This is a genomic window from Pseudomonas sp. B22129 (genome assembly GCF_044218875.1).
Lineage (GTDB): Bacteria > Pseudomonadota > Gammaproteobacteria > Pseudomonadales > Pseudomonadaceae > Aquipseudomonas.
This window is the reverse complement of record NZ_CP162592.1, coordinates 3,722,395-3,737,119: the sequence shown is the minus strand read 5'-3', so window position 1 is coordinate 3,737,119 and position 14,725 is coordinate 3,722,395. Positions and strand designations below refer to the sequence as shown.

15 protein-coding genes are annotated in these 14,725 nt (G+C 63.0%); 7 read left to right on the top strand and 8 right to left on the bottom strand.

The features are described 5' to 3' along the window. Nucleotides 1–46: 46 nt before the first annotated feature. Nucleotides 47–919, bottom strand: a complete 873-nt coding sequence (locus AB4P94_RS17335) for a LysR family transcriptional regulator (RefSeq protein ID WP_395606596.1) — start codon at nucleotides 917–919, stop codon at nucleotides 47–49. Between the two features lie 142 nt (nucleotides 920–1,061). Here AB4P94_RS17335 and AB4P94_RS17330 point away from each other — a divergent pair, with 142 nt between their 5' ends. The 3 genes from AB4P94_RS17330 to AB4P94_RS17320 are packed head-to-tail and all read left to right on the top strand — an operon-like array spanning nucleotide 1,062 to nucleotide 4,275. Next, the gene (locus AB4P94_RS17330; RefSeq protein ID WP_395606595.1) at nucleotides 1,062–2,414 is read left to right on the top strand and encodes a GntP family permease; all 1,353 of its coding nucleotides are present in this window, start codon (nucleotides 1,062–1,064) and stop codon (nucleotides 2,412–2,414) included. 20 nt (nucleotides 2,415–2,434) lie between these two features. Further along, the gene (locus AB4P94_RS17325) at nucleotides 2,435–3,208 is read left to right on the top strand and encodes a glucose 1-dehydrogenase (RefSeq protein WP_395606594.1); all 774 of its coding nucleotides are present in this window, start codon (nucleotides 2,435–2,437) and stop codon (nucleotides 3,206–3,208) included. A 14-nt stretch (nucleotides 3,209–3,222) separates the two neighbouring features. Continuing rightward, on the top strand, nucleotides 3,223–4,275 hold the full coding sequence (locus AB4P94_RS17320) for an L-idonate 5-dehydrogenase (protein ID WP_395606593.1): 1,053 nt from the start codon (nucleotides 3,223–3,225) through the stop codon (nucleotides 4,273–4,275). A gap of 696 nt (nucleotides 4,276–4,971) precedes the next feature. Here AB4P94_RS17320 and AB4P94_RS17315 read toward each other — a convergent pair. Together AB4P94_RS17315 and AB4P94_RS17310 are read right to left on the bottom strand one after the other, a co-directional pair. Further along, nucleotides 4,972–5,763, bottom strand: a complete 792-nt coding sequence (locus AB4P94_RS17315; RefSeq protein WP_395606592.1) for an ABC transporter permease — start codon at nucleotides 5,761–5,763, stop codon at nucleotides 4,972–4,974. Further along, complete coding sequence (locus AB4P94_RS17310; protein WP_395606591.1) at nucleotides 5,760–6,443, bottom strand: ATP-binding cassette domain-containing protein; 684 nt, start codon at nucleotides 6,441–6,443, stop codon at nucleotides 5,760–5,762. Before AB4P94_RS17310 ends, AB4P94_RS17315 begins: the two co-directional genes overlap by 4 nt. A 175-nt stretch (nucleotides 6,444–6,618) precedes the next feature. On the opposite strand from AB4P94_RS17310, the gene AB4P94_RS17305 reads away from it, so the two are divergent. The 4 genes from AB4P94_RS17305 (at nucleotide 6,619) to AB4P94_RS17290 (ending at nucleotide 10,002) form a co-directional block, all read left to right on the top strand. Next, complete coding sequence (locus AB4P94_RS17305; RefSeq protein ID WP_395606590.1) at nucleotides 6,619–7,824, top strand: DUF1835 domain-containing protein; 1,206 nt, start codon at nucleotides 6,619–6,621, stop codon at nucleotides 7,822–7,824. 40 nt (nucleotides 7,825–7,864) lie between these two features. Continuing rightward, complete coding sequence (locus tag AB4P94_RS17300; RefSeq protein ID WP_395606589.1) at nucleotides 7,865–8,701, top strand: 5'-nucleotidase, lipoprotein e(P4) family; 837 nt, start codon at nucleotides 7,865–7,867, stop codon at nucleotides 8,699–8,701. A 90-nt stretch (nucleotides 8,702–8,791) separates the two neighbouring features. Then, the gene (locus AB4P94_RS17295) at nucleotides 8,792–9,349 is read left to right on the top strand and encodes a helix-turn-helix domain-containing protein (RefSeq protein WP_395606588.1); all 558 of its coding nucleotides are present in this window, start codon (nucleotides 8,792–8,794) and stop codon (nucleotides 9,347–9,349) included. Between the two features lie 80 nt (nucleotides 9,350–9,429). Then, nucleotides 9,430–10,002 carry an HD family hydrolase gene (locus AB4P94_RS17290; RefSeq protein WP_395606587.1) on the top strand — a complete coding sequence of 191 codons (573 nt, stop codon included), beginning with the start codon at nucleotides 9,430–9,432 and terminating at the stop codon, nucleotides 10,000–10,002. A 4-nt stretch (nucleotides 10,003–10,006) separates the two neighbouring features. Here the strand turns inward: AB4P94_RS17290 and AB4P94_RS17285 are convergent, their stop codons facing one another. From AB4P94_RS17285 to AB4P94_RS17265, 5 genes are read right to left on the bottom strand one after another with little or no spacing between them, the layout of a single operon-like run. After that, a complete protein-coding gene (locus AB4P94_RS17285; protein ID WP_395606586.1) occupies nucleotides 10,007–10,441 on the bottom strand; it encodes a RidA family protein in 435 nt (144 codons plus the stop codon). A gap of 11 nt (nucleotides 10,442–10,452) precedes the next feature. After that, nucleotides 10,453–12,036 (bottom strand): flavin monoamine oxidase family protein, encoded by a 1,584-nt coding sequence (locus AB4P94_RS17280; RefSeq protein WP_395606585.1) that lies wholly within the window; start codon nucleotides 12,034–12,036, stop codon nucleotides 10,453–10,455. A 12-nt stretch (nucleotides 12,037–12,048) separates the two neighbouring features. After that, nucleotides 12,049–12,972 (bottom strand): ABC transporter substrate-binding protein, encoded by a 924-nt coding sequence (locus AB4P94_RS17275; RefSeq protein ID WP_395606584.1) that lies wholly within the window; start codon nucleotides 12,970–12,972, stop codon nucleotides 12,049–12,051. Nucleotides 12,973–12,989: 17 nt separating this feature from the next. Beyond that, a complete protein-coding gene (locus AB4P94_RS17270; protein WP_395606583.1) occupies nucleotides 12,990–13,763 on the bottom strand; it encodes an amino acid ABC transporter ATP-binding protein in 774 nt (257 codons plus the stop codon). Continuing rightward, nucleotides 13,756–14,721 (bottom strand): amino acid ABC transporter permease, encoded by a 966-nt coding sequence (locus tag AB4P94_RS17265; protein WP_395606582.1) that lies wholly within the window; start codon nucleotides 14,719–14,721, stop codon nucleotides 13,756–13,758. Before AB4P94_RS17265 ends, AB4P94_RS17270 begins: the two co-directional genes overlap by 8 nt. Nucleotides 14,722–14,725: the final 4 nt, after the last annotated feature.

Below are 14,725 nucleotides of genomic sequence, written 5' to 3'. Positions count from 1 at the left end.
TGGAATCATCAGAAATCACAATCCAGTATTTCACCGGATGAAACAATCACTCGCCGAACAATTCAACGATCAGGTTGAACAGCGTGGTTTTCACGGCACTGTCCAGTTCGGTCCAGGCCAGGCCGGTGGACGCCTGGAACGCCCCCAGTTCCAGATGCCGCGACACGCAATTAGCCGGCAGCGCCCGCGCCGCCTGCTGGGGCAACACGCCAACCCCCAAGCCGGCGGACACCAGCGCGAGCATGGTGGTGAACTCGCCCAGTTCCGAGGCGATGTCCAGGGTAACCGCCACCGCCTGCATGAATTCATCATAGAAGCCCGGCGCGTAACGGCGCGCCAGGATGTACACCGGCACGTCGAGCAAATCGGCGGGCTGGATCGATTGCCGGGCCGCCAACGGGTGGTCCATCGGCAGCGCCACGCAGAAGCTTTCGCGCAACACGGCGCGCGTCTGCACGCCGGGGTGGGCAGCGGGCAGGCGCATCAGGCCGAAATCCAGCAGGCCGTTTTTCAATGCGGCCGCCTGGTCAGGGCCGGGCATGTCCTTGAGCTCCAGCTCGATACGCGGGTAGCGCTGGTGCACCGCGCGAATCAATTGCGGCAAGAGTTGCGGCAACACCGAGGACACGAAGCCCAGGCGCACGCGGCCGATTTCACCGCGGTTTGACGCTCGCGCCGCGTCGGCCGCACGGGCCGCCTGATGCAAGGTGGCCTGAGCCTCGGGCAGGAACGCACGGCCCGCCTCGGTCAGCGTCACTGAGTGGCGGTTGCGGTCGAGCAGGCGCACGCCCAGGCCACTTTCGAGCAGCTTGATCTGCATGCTCAGCGCCGGCTGCACGATGGACAGCTGCGCCGCTGCCCGGCCGAAATGCAGCTCCTGGGCCAGCACCACAAAGGCGCGCAAGTGCTTGAGTTCCATCAAGCCTCCCCGGTTATCACAAACATTGATCACCCGATCACAAATGAAAATTGGACGCTGCCCCGCGCCTGGGGTGAAGTAACACCCCGTCATACACGATATGACAGGGCTTGGCCTATAACAATGAGAACAAGGAGGCACCATGCTCGGCATGGCTAACGACACTTATCTACTGCTGGACGCGCTGGTCACGATTATCGGATTGATATTGTTGATCACCCACCTCAAGGTCCACCCTTTCGTTGCGCTGACCGTGGCCGCAGGCTTTCTCGGCCTGACGTCCGGCATGCCGGTGGACAAGGTGATGAAGTCATTCCAGGACGGCTTTGGCGGTGTCTTGGGGTTTGTCGGCATCATCCTCGGCCTGGGCACCATGCTCGGCAAGTTGATGGCCGATTCCGGTGGTGCCGATCAGATCGCCCGCACGTTGATTCGCGCCTTCGGCAAACAGCGTGTGCACTGGGCAATGATGTTTTCAGCGTTCCTGGTGGGCATTCCGCTGTTTTTTGAAATCGGCTTTGTGCTGCTGATTCCGCTGGTGTTTATCGTCGCGCGGCGCACCGGGCTGTCACTGATCAAAGTCGGCATGCCGCTGCTGGCCGGCTTGTCGGTGGTGCACGGGTTGGTACCGCCACATCCGGGGCCGCTTTTGGCCATTGGTATTTTCGGCGCCGATATCGGCAAGACCATTTTCTACGGGCTGATTGTCGGCCTGCCCACGGCGGTGATCGCCGGCCCACTGTTTGGCAACCTGATTTCACGCTACGTACCCGGCAAAGCGTCGGACGAACTGATGGAGCAACTCGCCAAGGAGTCTTCGGGCGACAACCTGCCGGGCTTTGGCATCACGGTCATCACCATTCTGTTGCCGGTGGTGCTGATGTTGCTCAAGACCTTTGCCGACGTGGCCTTTGCTGCCGACAGCACGTTCCGCGTGTGGATGGACTTTATCGGCCACCCGATCACTGCCCTGCTCGCAGCCTTGCTGCTGGCGTTCTATACCTTTGGCGCGGCGCGGGGCTTTTCGCGGGAACAGTTGAGCAAGCTGCTGGATTCAAGCCTCGCGCCGACGGCCGCGATTGTGTTGATCGTCGGTGCCGGCGGTGGCTTCAAACAGATGCTGGTGGCCAGCGGCGTCGGTGATGTGATCGGGCATATGGCGGTGCGCGCCGAGATTTCGCCGATCCTGCTGGCGTGGCTGGTGGCGGCAGTGATTCGCGTGGCCACAGGCTCCGCCACGGTGGCGACCATTACCGGCGCCGGGATTGTTGCGCCGGTCATCGGCCTGATGCCCGGGGTGAACCGTGAGCTGTTGGTGCTCGCCACGGGCGCCGGTTCGCTGGTGCTGTCGCACGTCAACGACGCCGGCTTCTGGCTGGTGAAGCAGTATTTCAACATGACCGTCGTCGAAACTTTCAAGACCTGGACGCTGATGGAGACCGTGCTCTCCTTCGCCGCCCTGGGGTTCATCATGCTGCTGTCGTTGGTGGTGTGAAGCGTTAGGAGAGGTAACCCATGAAAAGCGTTTTAGACAACTTCCGCCTCGATGGCCGACTCGCGCTGGTCACCGGTTCCAGCGCCGGCATCGGCCTGGCGATTGCCCGCGGGCTGGCCCAGGCCGGTGCGCGGGTGGTGCTCAACGGGCGCAACCGCAGCACCTTGCGTGACGCGGCGGCGCTGCTGGCGGCGCAAGGTTTGCAGGTGCATACCCAAGCATTTGATGTGACCGACAGCGCGGCGATTCAGGCCGCCGTGGCCGATATCGAAGAACGCCTCGGCCCGCTGGAAATCCTCGTCAACAACGCCGGCATGCAACGCCGTGGCCCGCTGGAAGACTACAGCGAGCAGCACTGGCGCGAATTGATCAGCACCAACCTGGACAGCGCCTTTCTGGTCGGCCAGGCCGTGGCGCGGGCGATGATCCCGCGCAAACGGGGGCGCATCATCAATATCTGCTCGGTGCAAAGCGAGTTGGGCCGCCCGGGCATTGCGCCGTATGCCGCGAGCAAGGGCGCGCTGAAGATGCTGACCAAGGGCATGGCGATTGACTGGGGCCCGCACGGCCTGACCATTAATGGCATCGGCCCCGGCTACTTCAAGACTGAACTCAACGCCAACCTGGTGGCCAACCCTGAATTCAGCGACTGGCTGGTGCAGCGCACCCCGAGCCGACGCTGGGGTGACGTCGAGGAGCTGGCGGGCGCGGCGGTGTTTCTTGCCAGCGATGCCGCGAGCTTCGTTAACGGCCATATTCTGTACGTCGACGGTGGCATCACCGCGTCGCTGTAACCCTGGAGAACCTTATGCACGCCATTGTCTGCCATGCCTCGAAGGACCTGCGGGTCGATCCGCAGGATGAGCCGCAAACCCTCGCCCCCGACCAACTGCGCGTACGCATCGCCCGGGGCGGTATCTGCGGTTCGGACCTGCATTACTACCAGCACGGCGGCTTCGGCACCGTACGCCTGCGCGAGCCGATGGTGCTCGGCCATGAAGTGTCGGCGGTGATCGATGCCGTGGGCACTGACGCCGGCTTGTTCAAGGTCGGCCAGCGCATTGCGGTGTCACCGTCGCGCCCTTGCGGCGGTTGCCGTTATTGCCATCAAGGCCTGCCGAACCATTGCCTGAACATGCGCTTCTACGGCAGTGCCATGCCCTTCCCGCACATTCAGGGCGCTTTTCGCCAAAGCCTGGTGATCGAGACTCACCAGGCGCATCGGCTGGCCGACACCGTCAGCCTGGCTGAAGGGGCGCTGGCTGAGCCGTTATCGGTAGGGTTGCACGCGATTCAGCGCGCCGGCGCTGTCTTCGGCAAACGCGTGCTGGTGACCGGTTGTGGGCCCATCGGCAATTTGCTGATCGGCAGCCTGCGCGCTGCCGGGGCGGGTGAAATCGTTGCGGTGGACTTGTCCGCCAGCGCCCTCGCCTGCGCGGAAAAAATGGGCGCCACGCGCACCCACAACATCGCCGACGGTGCTGATGCGCTCAAACGCTACACCGCCGAGAAAGGCTACTTTGATGTGATGTTCGAAGTCTCCGGCAGCGCCCAGGCCTTGCGCAACGGCCTGGAATGCATCGCGCCGCGCGGCGTGCTGGTGACGGTGGGGTTGGGCGGTGATGTGTCGCTGCCGTTGAACCTGCTGGTGAGCCGCGAGATCGATTTGCGCGGCACCTTCCGCTTCCATGCGGAGTTTGCCCAGGCAGTGGACTTGCTCAACCGCCGCGTGATCGATGTGCGCCCGGTGATTTCTCACACCGTGCCGTTTGAGGAAGCGGTGCAGGCGTTCGAGTTGGCGGCGGACAAGACGCAGGCGATGAAAGTGGTGCTGGACTTTGGTGTGCCGGACCAGCCTTAAAACCTGTGCGCTGGACCCTTGTGGGAGCTGGCTTGCCTGCGATAGCGGTGAGTCAGGCTCCACCTGTATCGGCCGTGCCGCCGCCATCGCAGGCAAGCCAGCTCCCACATTTTGATCTCCAGTGCCAGTGAGAAAGTGCCTGGCACGACGGCCCTGCCGAGTGTGATTGTTCACACACCGCAAATCCCCTGTGGGAGCTGGCTTGCCTGCGATAGCGGTGAGTCAGGCTCCACCTGTATCGACAGTGCCGCCGTCTTCGCAGGCAAGCCAGCTCCCACATTTTGATCTCCAGTGCCAGTGAGAAAGTGCCTGGCACGACGGCCCTGCCGAGTGTGATTGTTCACACACCGCAAATCCCCTGTGGGAGCTGGCTTGCCTGCGATAGCGGTGAGTCAGGCTCCACCTGTATCGGCCGTGCCTGCGATAGCGGTGAGTCAGGCTCCACCTGTATCGACAGTGCCGCCGCCTTCGCAGGCAAGCCAGCTCCCACACTTGATCCGCAGTGCCCGTGAAAACATGCTTGGCACGATGGCCCTGCCGAGTGTGATTGTTCACACACCGCAAATCCCCTGTGGGAGCTGTCGAGCTTTAGCGAGGCTGCGAAGGCGGCGGCACAGGCACTATTTTTATTGGCTGTGCCGCCGCCTTCGCAGGCAAGCCAGTTCCCACATTTTGATCGCCCGTGTTTTGGGAGCGTCAGCGCTCTTCCAGCCGGTCACGCAAAAACCGGTGGCTCGCCGAAAACAGCCGCCGGTAGGTGAGCAGCACCGCGCCGACCGTGCCCAGCGCCGACGACGCGGCGATCAGGAACATGATCACGATCTGATAACGCACCGCATCCACCGGGCTCTCCCCTGCCAGTACCTGGCCGGTCATCATGCCGGGCAGGCTGACGATTCCGACCACCGTCATCTGGTTCAGTGTCGGGATCATGCCGGCGCGCACCGCTTGGCGAATCGCTTCCTGGGCAGCTTCCCAGCGCGAGCCGCCCAGGGCCAGGATCATCTCGATGGTGTTGCGGCCCGAGGTCAGTTCCTGGGTCATGCGTTCAATACCCAGGGACACGCCAGTCAGGGTATTGCCGAGGATCATGCCGAGAATCGGTATCGCATACTGCGGCTCGTACCACGGGTGGATACGGATCACCGCAAACAGGCCCACCGCCGTCACCAGCCACGAACTGCCCCACACCGACAGGATGCTGTCGGCGCGCTGCCCCCTGTACGTGCGTCGCCCGCGCCCGGCCGCCGACAAGCCGGCAATCAAGGTCATCGCGCACATCAGCGGCAGCACCACGTACCAATAGGCGAATTCAAATACCCAACCGAGCAGGTAACCAATCGCCAGCAACTGCACCACCGTGCGCACCGCCGCCCACAGCAACTGGCGCTCCAGGCCCAGGCGCAGCAGCAACGACAACGCGCCATTGATCAGGATCAGCGACGCGGCGATGCCCATGTCCAGCGCGGTGAGGTTTTGATAGTTCATGGCCGGGCCGCTCCGCTCAGTACACCGGCACTCATCTGCAAGTGGATGTCGCTCATGCGGCGGGCCTGGTCGAGGTCGTGGGACACCCAGATACAGGCGCGGGCAGTATCCGCGGCGAACCAGGCATCAATCAGCGTTTCCACCTCGCGCGAAGACGCGGGATCAAGCGCGGCGGTGGGTTCGTCCAGCAGCAGCACCTCGGGGTTCAGTTGCAGGGTGCGGATCAGCGAGACCACTTGGGACTCGCCGCCCGACAGGTCGCCAGCGTTTTTCTCCAGGAAATCCGGGGATTTGCCGGCATGCCCCAACAGCGTGATGACCGCCTGCGGGTCGAAACTGCGCGTGCGCAGGGTCTTGAGACTGAACGGGAAACGCAGGTTGGCCTCCACCGTGCCCTCAATCAACGCCGGGCGTTGGGACAGGTAGCTGATGTGGCTGCGGTAGTGGGGAATCTGTGCGTTGGCAATCGGCTGGCTGTTCCACAGGATCTGCCCGCCCGTGGGCGCGTCGAGCAACGCCAGCGCACGCAGGAATACGCTCTTGCCAGAGCCGGAAGCCCCGGTGATCGACACGCGGTCGGCGCGGTTGAGGGTGAAATTCGTCGGCTGGAGCAAAAGCACCTGACGGCGCTCGTCCTCTCGTGTGAGGCCCCGGGTCTCGATTAACGGTGTTTCGGTCATGAATTCATTACTCGGTTGAACGGCTTGCAAACAACCACCCCACTGCCTATATTTCGTGCCTGGCGCTTTCTACGCCACCTTCCGCGGAAAGGGCTGCGCCCAGGATCTTGACTGAAATCTCCTATTTCTACGACTCCCAACCTTAAAGCGGACAAGGTTTGTGCAAGGAGATCGTATGCCGCAGCGCCCTTTCGCCTCCAACACCAACGGCCGTCTGAACCTTGAGCAGCAGCGCAAGCGCGCCAAGGAACTGTTGCCGCACCTCAAACACCAGGACCCGGGCGCCACGCTGTCCCAGGCCCAATGGCAGGTCGCCAGGCAGCTGGGTTTCAGCAGTTGGCCCAAGCTCAAGGCGCACGTCGACGCTATCGACTTTGCCGCCCGCCACCCCGGCTTCCACGCCGGCGACGAAGCCCGCACCACGCACTGGCGCTGTGGCAATGACATCGCCCACAGCCTGCAAGTGGCCGGGTTCAAAGGCCGGTTCCGGATGCTCACCGACCCGCTGTGCATGGGGCCGGTTCGCGATTTGCCCAAGGAAGATTTCCGGGCAATGCGCAGTGCTTTTATCAGCCAGGCGTTTGCAATGGCCCCAAGCGATGCGGCACACCGTATTAGCGATGAATACGATCAGCTGGAAGAACTGGCGAATGCCGAACACAGCGTGTTGTGGTGCGAGGCGGATGCCTATGACCAACTGTTCCTGATCCGCGCGCTGGCGGGCCTTGAGCACGCGCCGAAAAAACTTGAGCTGATCGAGGTTGACCGTATTCCCGGCGTCGAGCGTTTTATCGGCATCGGCCAGCTCGCGCCCGATGTATTGGCGTGGTTATGGCCGCAACGCCGCGTGATTGATGACGGCGCGGTGCAACTCGCCCGCCGGGCGTGGTCGGCGTATTGCGACAGCTCGCCGGTCAAGCTGGCGGAACTGGCCCATGACACCCACCTGGCCCTGCCCTTTCTGGCGCCGGCGCTGCTGCGCCAGTTGCAGGAGTTGCCAGGCATTCGTGACGGCTTGTCACTCACCGAACGCCTGTCTTTGAGCTACATCGCCGAAGCCGGCCCGGTGCCCTTCGGCCGAGTGTTCGCCGAGCTGATGGCCAAGCGCGAGCCGCTGCCGTTTCTGGGGGACATGATGTTTCACGCGTTGTTGCGGCCGTTGATTGAGGGACAGCACCCGCTGTTGTTGCAAACCGAGGCGCATCTGGATTGGCCCAAGCGCGTGCTGGCATTGACAGCGTTGGGGCAGGAGGTTGTAAGCGGCGGCGCCAACTGGCTGGATTTTGCCAGCTTGGAACGCTGGGTTGGCGGTGTATGCCTGCAACCCGGCCAGCCGCACTGGGCGATTGATCAGGACTTGATGCCTGTAAAGCGCCGGTGAATGCAGTACTGTGCTGCCCATCCCCTTCAGAGACCTGCCCATGCGTAACCTGTTCTTCACCAGCGTCTGCCTGCTGGCCACGGTGCTGGTTGGCTGCCAGCAACACCCGCCGGCCAATGACCAACTCGATGCGGTGCTTTGGACCCAGACGTCCATCGAACACGAGTTGATCTATCGCCAGTTGTTCGCCAGCGCCACCCGCCAACTCGACGTGGCCCTCGCCGACCCGAGCTGGGATGCACTGCCCTTTCCTGCGCGAGACCTGAAGGGGTTGCCGCCCGCCGTGGTGGTGGATATCGATGAAACGTTGCTGGACAACGTGCCGCTCAACGCGCGGGACATCATCAATAATCAGGTCTACTCCTACGACCGCTGGAACACTTGGGTCGATCAGGCCAAGGCCCAGGCACTCCCGGGTGCGGTGGCATTCCTGCAGGCTGCGCAGAAAAAAGGCATCAAGGTTTATTACCTGACCAACCGTGAACACAGCCAGGTGGCAGCCACGGTCGCCAACTTGCGCCTGCGTGGTTTCCCGGTGGAAAACGATGAGCAGGTGCTCGCCGCCAGCACGCCCACCGGCCATTGCGAGAGCGCCGGGTACGGCAAAAATTGCCGCCGCCAGTGGGTCGCCAGCCATGCGCGCGTGTTGTTGATGGCCGGGGATTCGCTGGGGGATTTTGTGCAGGCTGAACACAACACCCTGGCGGCCCAGCGCAAGGCGGCCGAACCCTACGTGAAGTGGTTCGGGCAGCGCTGGTTCCTGCTGCCCAACCCAAGCTATGGCAACTGGTACAGCGCGCCGTACGGGGATGATGAGAAATTGCCGTTTGAGCAGAAACGCGGGCTCAAACAACAGGCGTTGCAGTTGCAGGAATAAAAATAAACCCACGTTCAAGTGTGGGAGCTGGCTTGCCTGCTTCCCCACCCATCACACTGACAACCCAGCCGACCCACTACGGAGGTCCAAATGCCCGCGCCATTGCTCAAGCCCGCCTTGCCAGGTATTGCCCTGCGGCGTTGGCGAACGCTGCACCGCGTCAAGCAAAGCCATGCCGCGCAGCTGTTCAAGGTGACCCAATCGACCATTTCACGCTGGGAAAGCGGCGCACTGGCTATGGACCCGGACGCGCAGCACCAGCTTGAGCGGTTGTTGGCCGCGCGCCTCGAGGCGGCTGCCGATCAGGCGCTGGCCCGGCTGGTAGCGGGGCATTCGCGCCCGGTGCATCTGGTGTGCGACCTGACCCATCGCCTGCTGGCGTGTTCGCCTTCCCGCGCCGCGCAATTCAGCAGGCCGCTGGGCGAATTGATGGGGCAGTCGCTATGGCACTTCGCAACGCCCGAAATTGTGCAGGTCGAGGCCGCGCTCGAAACCACTGGCTGGCGCGAAACCCAGGCGCCAGCGGCGCTGGAGTTTATGACCGGCAGCAACGCCTCGAGCCTCGTTCCCATTCACCCCAGCCTGTGCCGCTGGACGCGCCTGATCTTGAGCGACGGTAGCGCCGCGCGTCTGGTCGAGACGCTCTGACACCCGCCCGCGCATATTTTATGCGTGGACGAGTCGCACCCTGGCGCCTAGGCTTTACGCTTTAAGACATGGGCAAACGCATGGACATTGAAAAAATCAAAGGTCGCCTCGACTTTCTGCGCGAGGCAGAAAAACTCAAGGACGTGCTCAGAAGCGCCCACACCGCGTCCGGCCGCACCGAAAGTACGGCCGAACACAGCTGGCGCCTGTGCCTGATGGCGATGGTGTTCGCCGATGAACTCCCGGGCCTCGACTTACTGAAAATCCTCAAAATGTGTGTCATCCATGACTTGGGCGAAGCCCTCCATGGCGACATCCCGGCGGTCAGTCAGGCAGCATTTCCCAACAAGGGCGAGCAGGAGCGTAATGACTTGCTGGTTTTGGCCCAATCCCTGGACAGCCCCCTGCGCGACGAAATCCTGGCACTGTGGGACGACTACGAAAACGCAGCGTCACCGGAAGCCAAGGCCGTCAAGGCCATGGACAAGCTGGAAACCCTGCTGCAACACACCCAGGGGCTGAACCCGCCCGATTTCGACTACGCCTTCAACCTGGCTTACGGCAAAAAACACACGGATGCCGAACCCATCTTCGAGAGGCTGCGCCATCTCATCGACAAGGCCACCCAGGAGAAGCTCGACGCCACGCATTAATTGATCAAAGCGGCCTGGCCGCGACCGCCTCCACTTCCACCAGGGCACCCGGCAAAGGCAGCGCCACCACCTGCAACGCCGTGCGTGCCGGTTTGTTCGGTTGCTGCGGCGTACCAAAAAACTGCGTGTACCCCGCCTGCAACCCGGCGAAATCCAGCTTGCCGCCGGTCTCTTCGGCACCGACCAGAAACACGCGCAACTGCACGATGTCGCCCAGGTCCAGGTCCTGCTGCCGGAGGATCTTGCGTAACTTGTTGAACACCGACACCGTCTGCACTTCGGTATTGCCATACGCCGCAGGTGTGCCCGCCGGGGCGTTTGCGTCGTGAAGATCGGGCAAGGTACCGCTGACAAATATCAAACTGGCGGAGGCCGGGACGGTGACGGTCTGCGAAATCGGAAAATCGCCGACGCTGGTGCGTTGAATGCTGTCGCTCATGTTGGTGCTCCTTAAGAGGCGGCCAGGGCCGCAAGATGTCGCTGTTGAGTCACGCGCTCCGCCAGTTGCCCGACCACATGGCGCGCCGAATTGGCCGCCGATTCCTGCCAGATGCCCACGCCGCTTTGCACCAGGCCGTCACCGGCGAAGTACACGCGGCCATGGCCGGCTTCGAGCAAGGCGCTGGCGTCGGCCGGGAAGTGTTCGCGTTGCAGCCACGGGCCTTCGCTGTAAGGGATTTGTTCCCAGGACACTGCCAGCGGGTTGCGCAGGTGTTTCGAATAGCCTGGGTGCAGCAGTTCTACCGCCTCTTTCGACGTGGCATACTGCTGTTCAAACGGCTGCGCGCCAAACACGTCGGCGCCCTCCCCGGTCACGTAACCCGCCACCAGCAGGCCGCTGCGGGTATTCAAATCATTACTCGGGTACCACAGCAGGCGGGCCGGGTGTTCGATCCACGACAGGCCGCCATAGGTGCGGTAATCGGTTTCCCAAAAGCGCGGCGACTGCCACGCCACTTTGGTCGCCTGGTCACTGCGCGTGCTGCGCAGCGCAGCTTTGATCGGGTCGCTGAAGTCAGTGTCGAGTTTGGCCAGCAGTCGCAAAGGCAGCGTGGATATCAGGTAATCGGCACGCACCACCTGTTCACGGCCGCTGTGTTTGTCGTGGTAGGTCACCGCCACGCCGTCGTCCAGCTGGCGGATCTGGCGGACCTGGGCGCCGAGTTGTACGTGATCACGCACGCGCCCGTAGAACGCGTCGGTGATGCGGTCCATGCCGCCGACCGGCTGAAACATGGTCGCGGAAAACTCCGGAAATTCGGTGTGCAGCAGCGCGCCCCACAACTCAGGATGCAGCAGGCGCTCCAGACCGATCGGGCGGGCGCTGGGCGGCAATGCGCCCGGATGGGCGGGCGATTCCAGGTGACCGGACCGCAGGCTGCCCTCAAACGCCAGCGCTTGCGACAGGTCACCGTACACCTGCAAAAACGCCAGCAAACGCGTGCGCTCTTCGCTGCTCAATACATCATCAAGGGCATCACGCTGCACCGCCTTGGCGAGCAAGCCGGACAGGTGCCCGCGCGTATCATTGACCGCCTGGCCGACGGTGAACGCCGGTTGCTGCAAGTCCGGCCGCACCTGAGCGCCATGGCTGCTGTTGACCAAGACCTCCAATGGCACGCCCAGCTCACTGCAGTAATCAAGAAGCGTACGGTGCTGGCTCGGGATCCTTGCCGGGCCTGCGTTGAAATACAGGCCCTGATCGAACGCCACGGTTTGCGTGCGGCCATCCGTGTAGTCCACACGGTCGCCGTTGCGCAGGGTCCAGGTGCGCCCGCCCACGCGGTCGCGGGCTTCCAGCACTTGCACCGTGAAACCGGCGCGGGTCAGTTCCAACGCAGTGACCAGCCCGGCAATCCCGGCGCCCAGCACCAGCACGCGGGTGCCCTGCCCCAGGCCGTCCTTGAGTTTCAACGGTTGTGGCCGGCGATGCGACGACGGCCCTAACCCCAATGCCGCCAGCGCATCCTTGGCGGCCTTCTCACCGCCGACGGCGGCGATGCTCGACAGCGCTTCACGTCGTGTCAGTCCCATGCTCGCGACTCCTTAATCCGGCAGGCCCGGTGGGTTGATCAGCGACGTGTCGACCCGTTCGATAGCCAGGCCCCAGCGTTGCAGCACCTGCTCGTATTGGCCGCCGGCAATCGCGCCTTCCAGCGCGGTGTGGATGGGCTGAATCAGGCCGTTGTCCTTGCGCGTGGTCACGGCGATATCCGCTTTCAATGGCCAGCCACCGTTCACCGTGCCGACGAGCTTGATGCCGCCGGTGATCGCGGCGGAATAGGCATACACCGAGTTGGGACCGAACAGTGCATCGCTGCGCCCGGACTGCACCGCCAGTTGCCCGGCGGCCTGGTCATCGAAGTACTGCAACAGCGCGGGTTTGATCCCGGCTTTTTCATTCGCCTCGTTCCAGGCCAGCAGGACTTTCTCCTGGTTGGTGCCGGAGCCGACGATAATCTTCAGCCCGGCGATGTCCGAGGCCTGTTTGATCTCGGTGATCTTGCTGGTGGTTTTCACATAAAACCCCAGCACATCCTGGCGGTAGGTGGCGAAGTCGAAACGCTTCTTGCGCGCTTCGGTCACCGTGACGTTGCTGATCACCGCGTCGTATTTGCCCGAGCTGACACCCAGCGGCCAGTCTTCCCAGCTGGTCTGCACCACGTTGAGTTGCAGGCCCAAACTATCCGCCACAAGCTGCGCGGTGTCGGCTTCGCTGCCGATGGTGGTCTTGTCGTCGTTGGCCAGCAGCGCCAGCGGTGGCCCGGCCACGCCGGACACGGCCACGGTGAATTTGCCGGGCTGGGCGAACTTGAAGCCCGGCGGGATCTGCGCGATGGCCGCGTCATTGCGCGGTGCATGAATGCGCGGGCGGTCGGGGCTGAGGTCCACCGTTTGCACGGCAAACGCCGTTTGTGCGGCGCTGACGGCAAGCGTCAGCAGGGCTACGCGGGCAGCAGAGATAAACATGGCAGTCACTCCTTGAACTAAAGCACCTTGCCGAGAAAGGCCACGGTGCGGGGATGTCGGGGTTGGCGGAAAATCTGTTCGGGCGGGCCTTCTTCGATCAGTTGGCCGTCGCAGAGAAACACCACGTGGTCGGCCACTTCGCGGGCAAAACCGATCTCGTGGGTGACGATCACCAGGGTCACGCCCAGTTGGGTCAGGCCCTTGATCACGTCGAGGACTTCGCCCACCAGTTCCGGGTCAAGGGCCGAGGTGGGTTCATCGAACAGCAGCACTTTGGGGTCCAGCGCCAACGCGCGGGCAATGGCGACGCGCTGTTGCTGGCCACCGGAGAGTTGGCGCGGGTAAGCATCGACCTTGTCCGCCAGGCCGACCTTGGCCAGCAGTTCAGCCGCTTTGCCTTGTGCCTGGGCCTTGCTCCAGCGTTTGTGGGCCAGCGGCGCTTCGGCAATGTTTTCCCAGGCGGTGAGGTGCGGGAACAGGTTGAAGTTCTGGAACACAAAACCCACGTCGATACGGCGCTTGAGAATCTCGCGCTCCTTGAGCTCGTAGAGCAGGTCGCCCTTGCGCCGGTAGCCGACGTATTCACCGTCGATGGTGATGTGGCCGCTGTCGATTTTCTCCAGGTGGTTGATGGTGCGCAGCAAGGTGGATTTACCCGAGCCGGAAGGCCCGAGAATCACCGTGACCTCACCCGGCGCGATGGTCAGGTCGATGTCTTTCAACACCTGCTGGTTGCCAAAGCGCTTGCCCACGCCCTGGATCTGGATACGGCCGGCGCGAGCTTCACTCATGGGATTTCTCCTTGAGCCAGCGGCGCACGCGTTGCAGTGGCGTCGGTGGCAGCACGCGCGCGGTGCCCCGGGCGAAATGGCGCTCGACGTAGTACTGGGCACTGGTCAGCACGCTGGTGATGATCAGGTACCAGACCGTTGCAACGATCAGCAGCGGGATCACCGCCTGGGTACGGTTGTAGATGACCTGCACGGTGTAGAACAGCTCGGGCAAGGCCAGCACGTAGACGATGGACGTGCCCTTGACCAGGCCAATGATTTCGTTGAAACCCGAAGGCAGAATCGAGCGTAATGCCTGGGGCAGGATGATGCGGAAGATTCGCCGTGACGCCGGCAAACCCAGCGCCGCCGCAGCTTCGTGCTGGCCGGCGTCCACACCGATCAGACCGCCGCGAATGATCTCCGCCGCATAGGCCGCCTGCATCAGGCTCAGGCCCAACACGGCCACGGTGAACTGGCTGAGCACATCCACTGTGGACCATTCGGCGAACACCACCGAGGTGAACGGCACGCCGAGCACGATGTGGTCATACAGGTAGGCAAAGTTGTAGAGGATGATCAGCACCAGCAGCGCCGGCATCGAACGGAAAAACCAGATATAGCCCCAGGCCAATGCCGACAGCAGCGGTGAACCCGATAACCGCGCCAGTGCCAGCCCGGTGCCGAGAATGGCGCTGAACACCGTGCTGAGCAGCGTCAGCAGCAGCGTCTGGCCGAGGCCGCGCAGTACCGAAGGCGAGAAAAACCACTGGCCAAACACGCCCCACTCCCAACGCGGGTTGGTGGCCAGTGAATGGGCGATGGCCAGCAGTACCAGCGCGGCAAAAATCGACCCGGCCCAGCGCCACGGATGCCGCGCGGGCACCACTTGCAGGGCTTTGATCGGCGTTGAAACGCGGGCCTGGCGGACCGGGCTGACGTTTTCGATCAGGTCATAGGACTTGGCGACAATGGGCATGTGT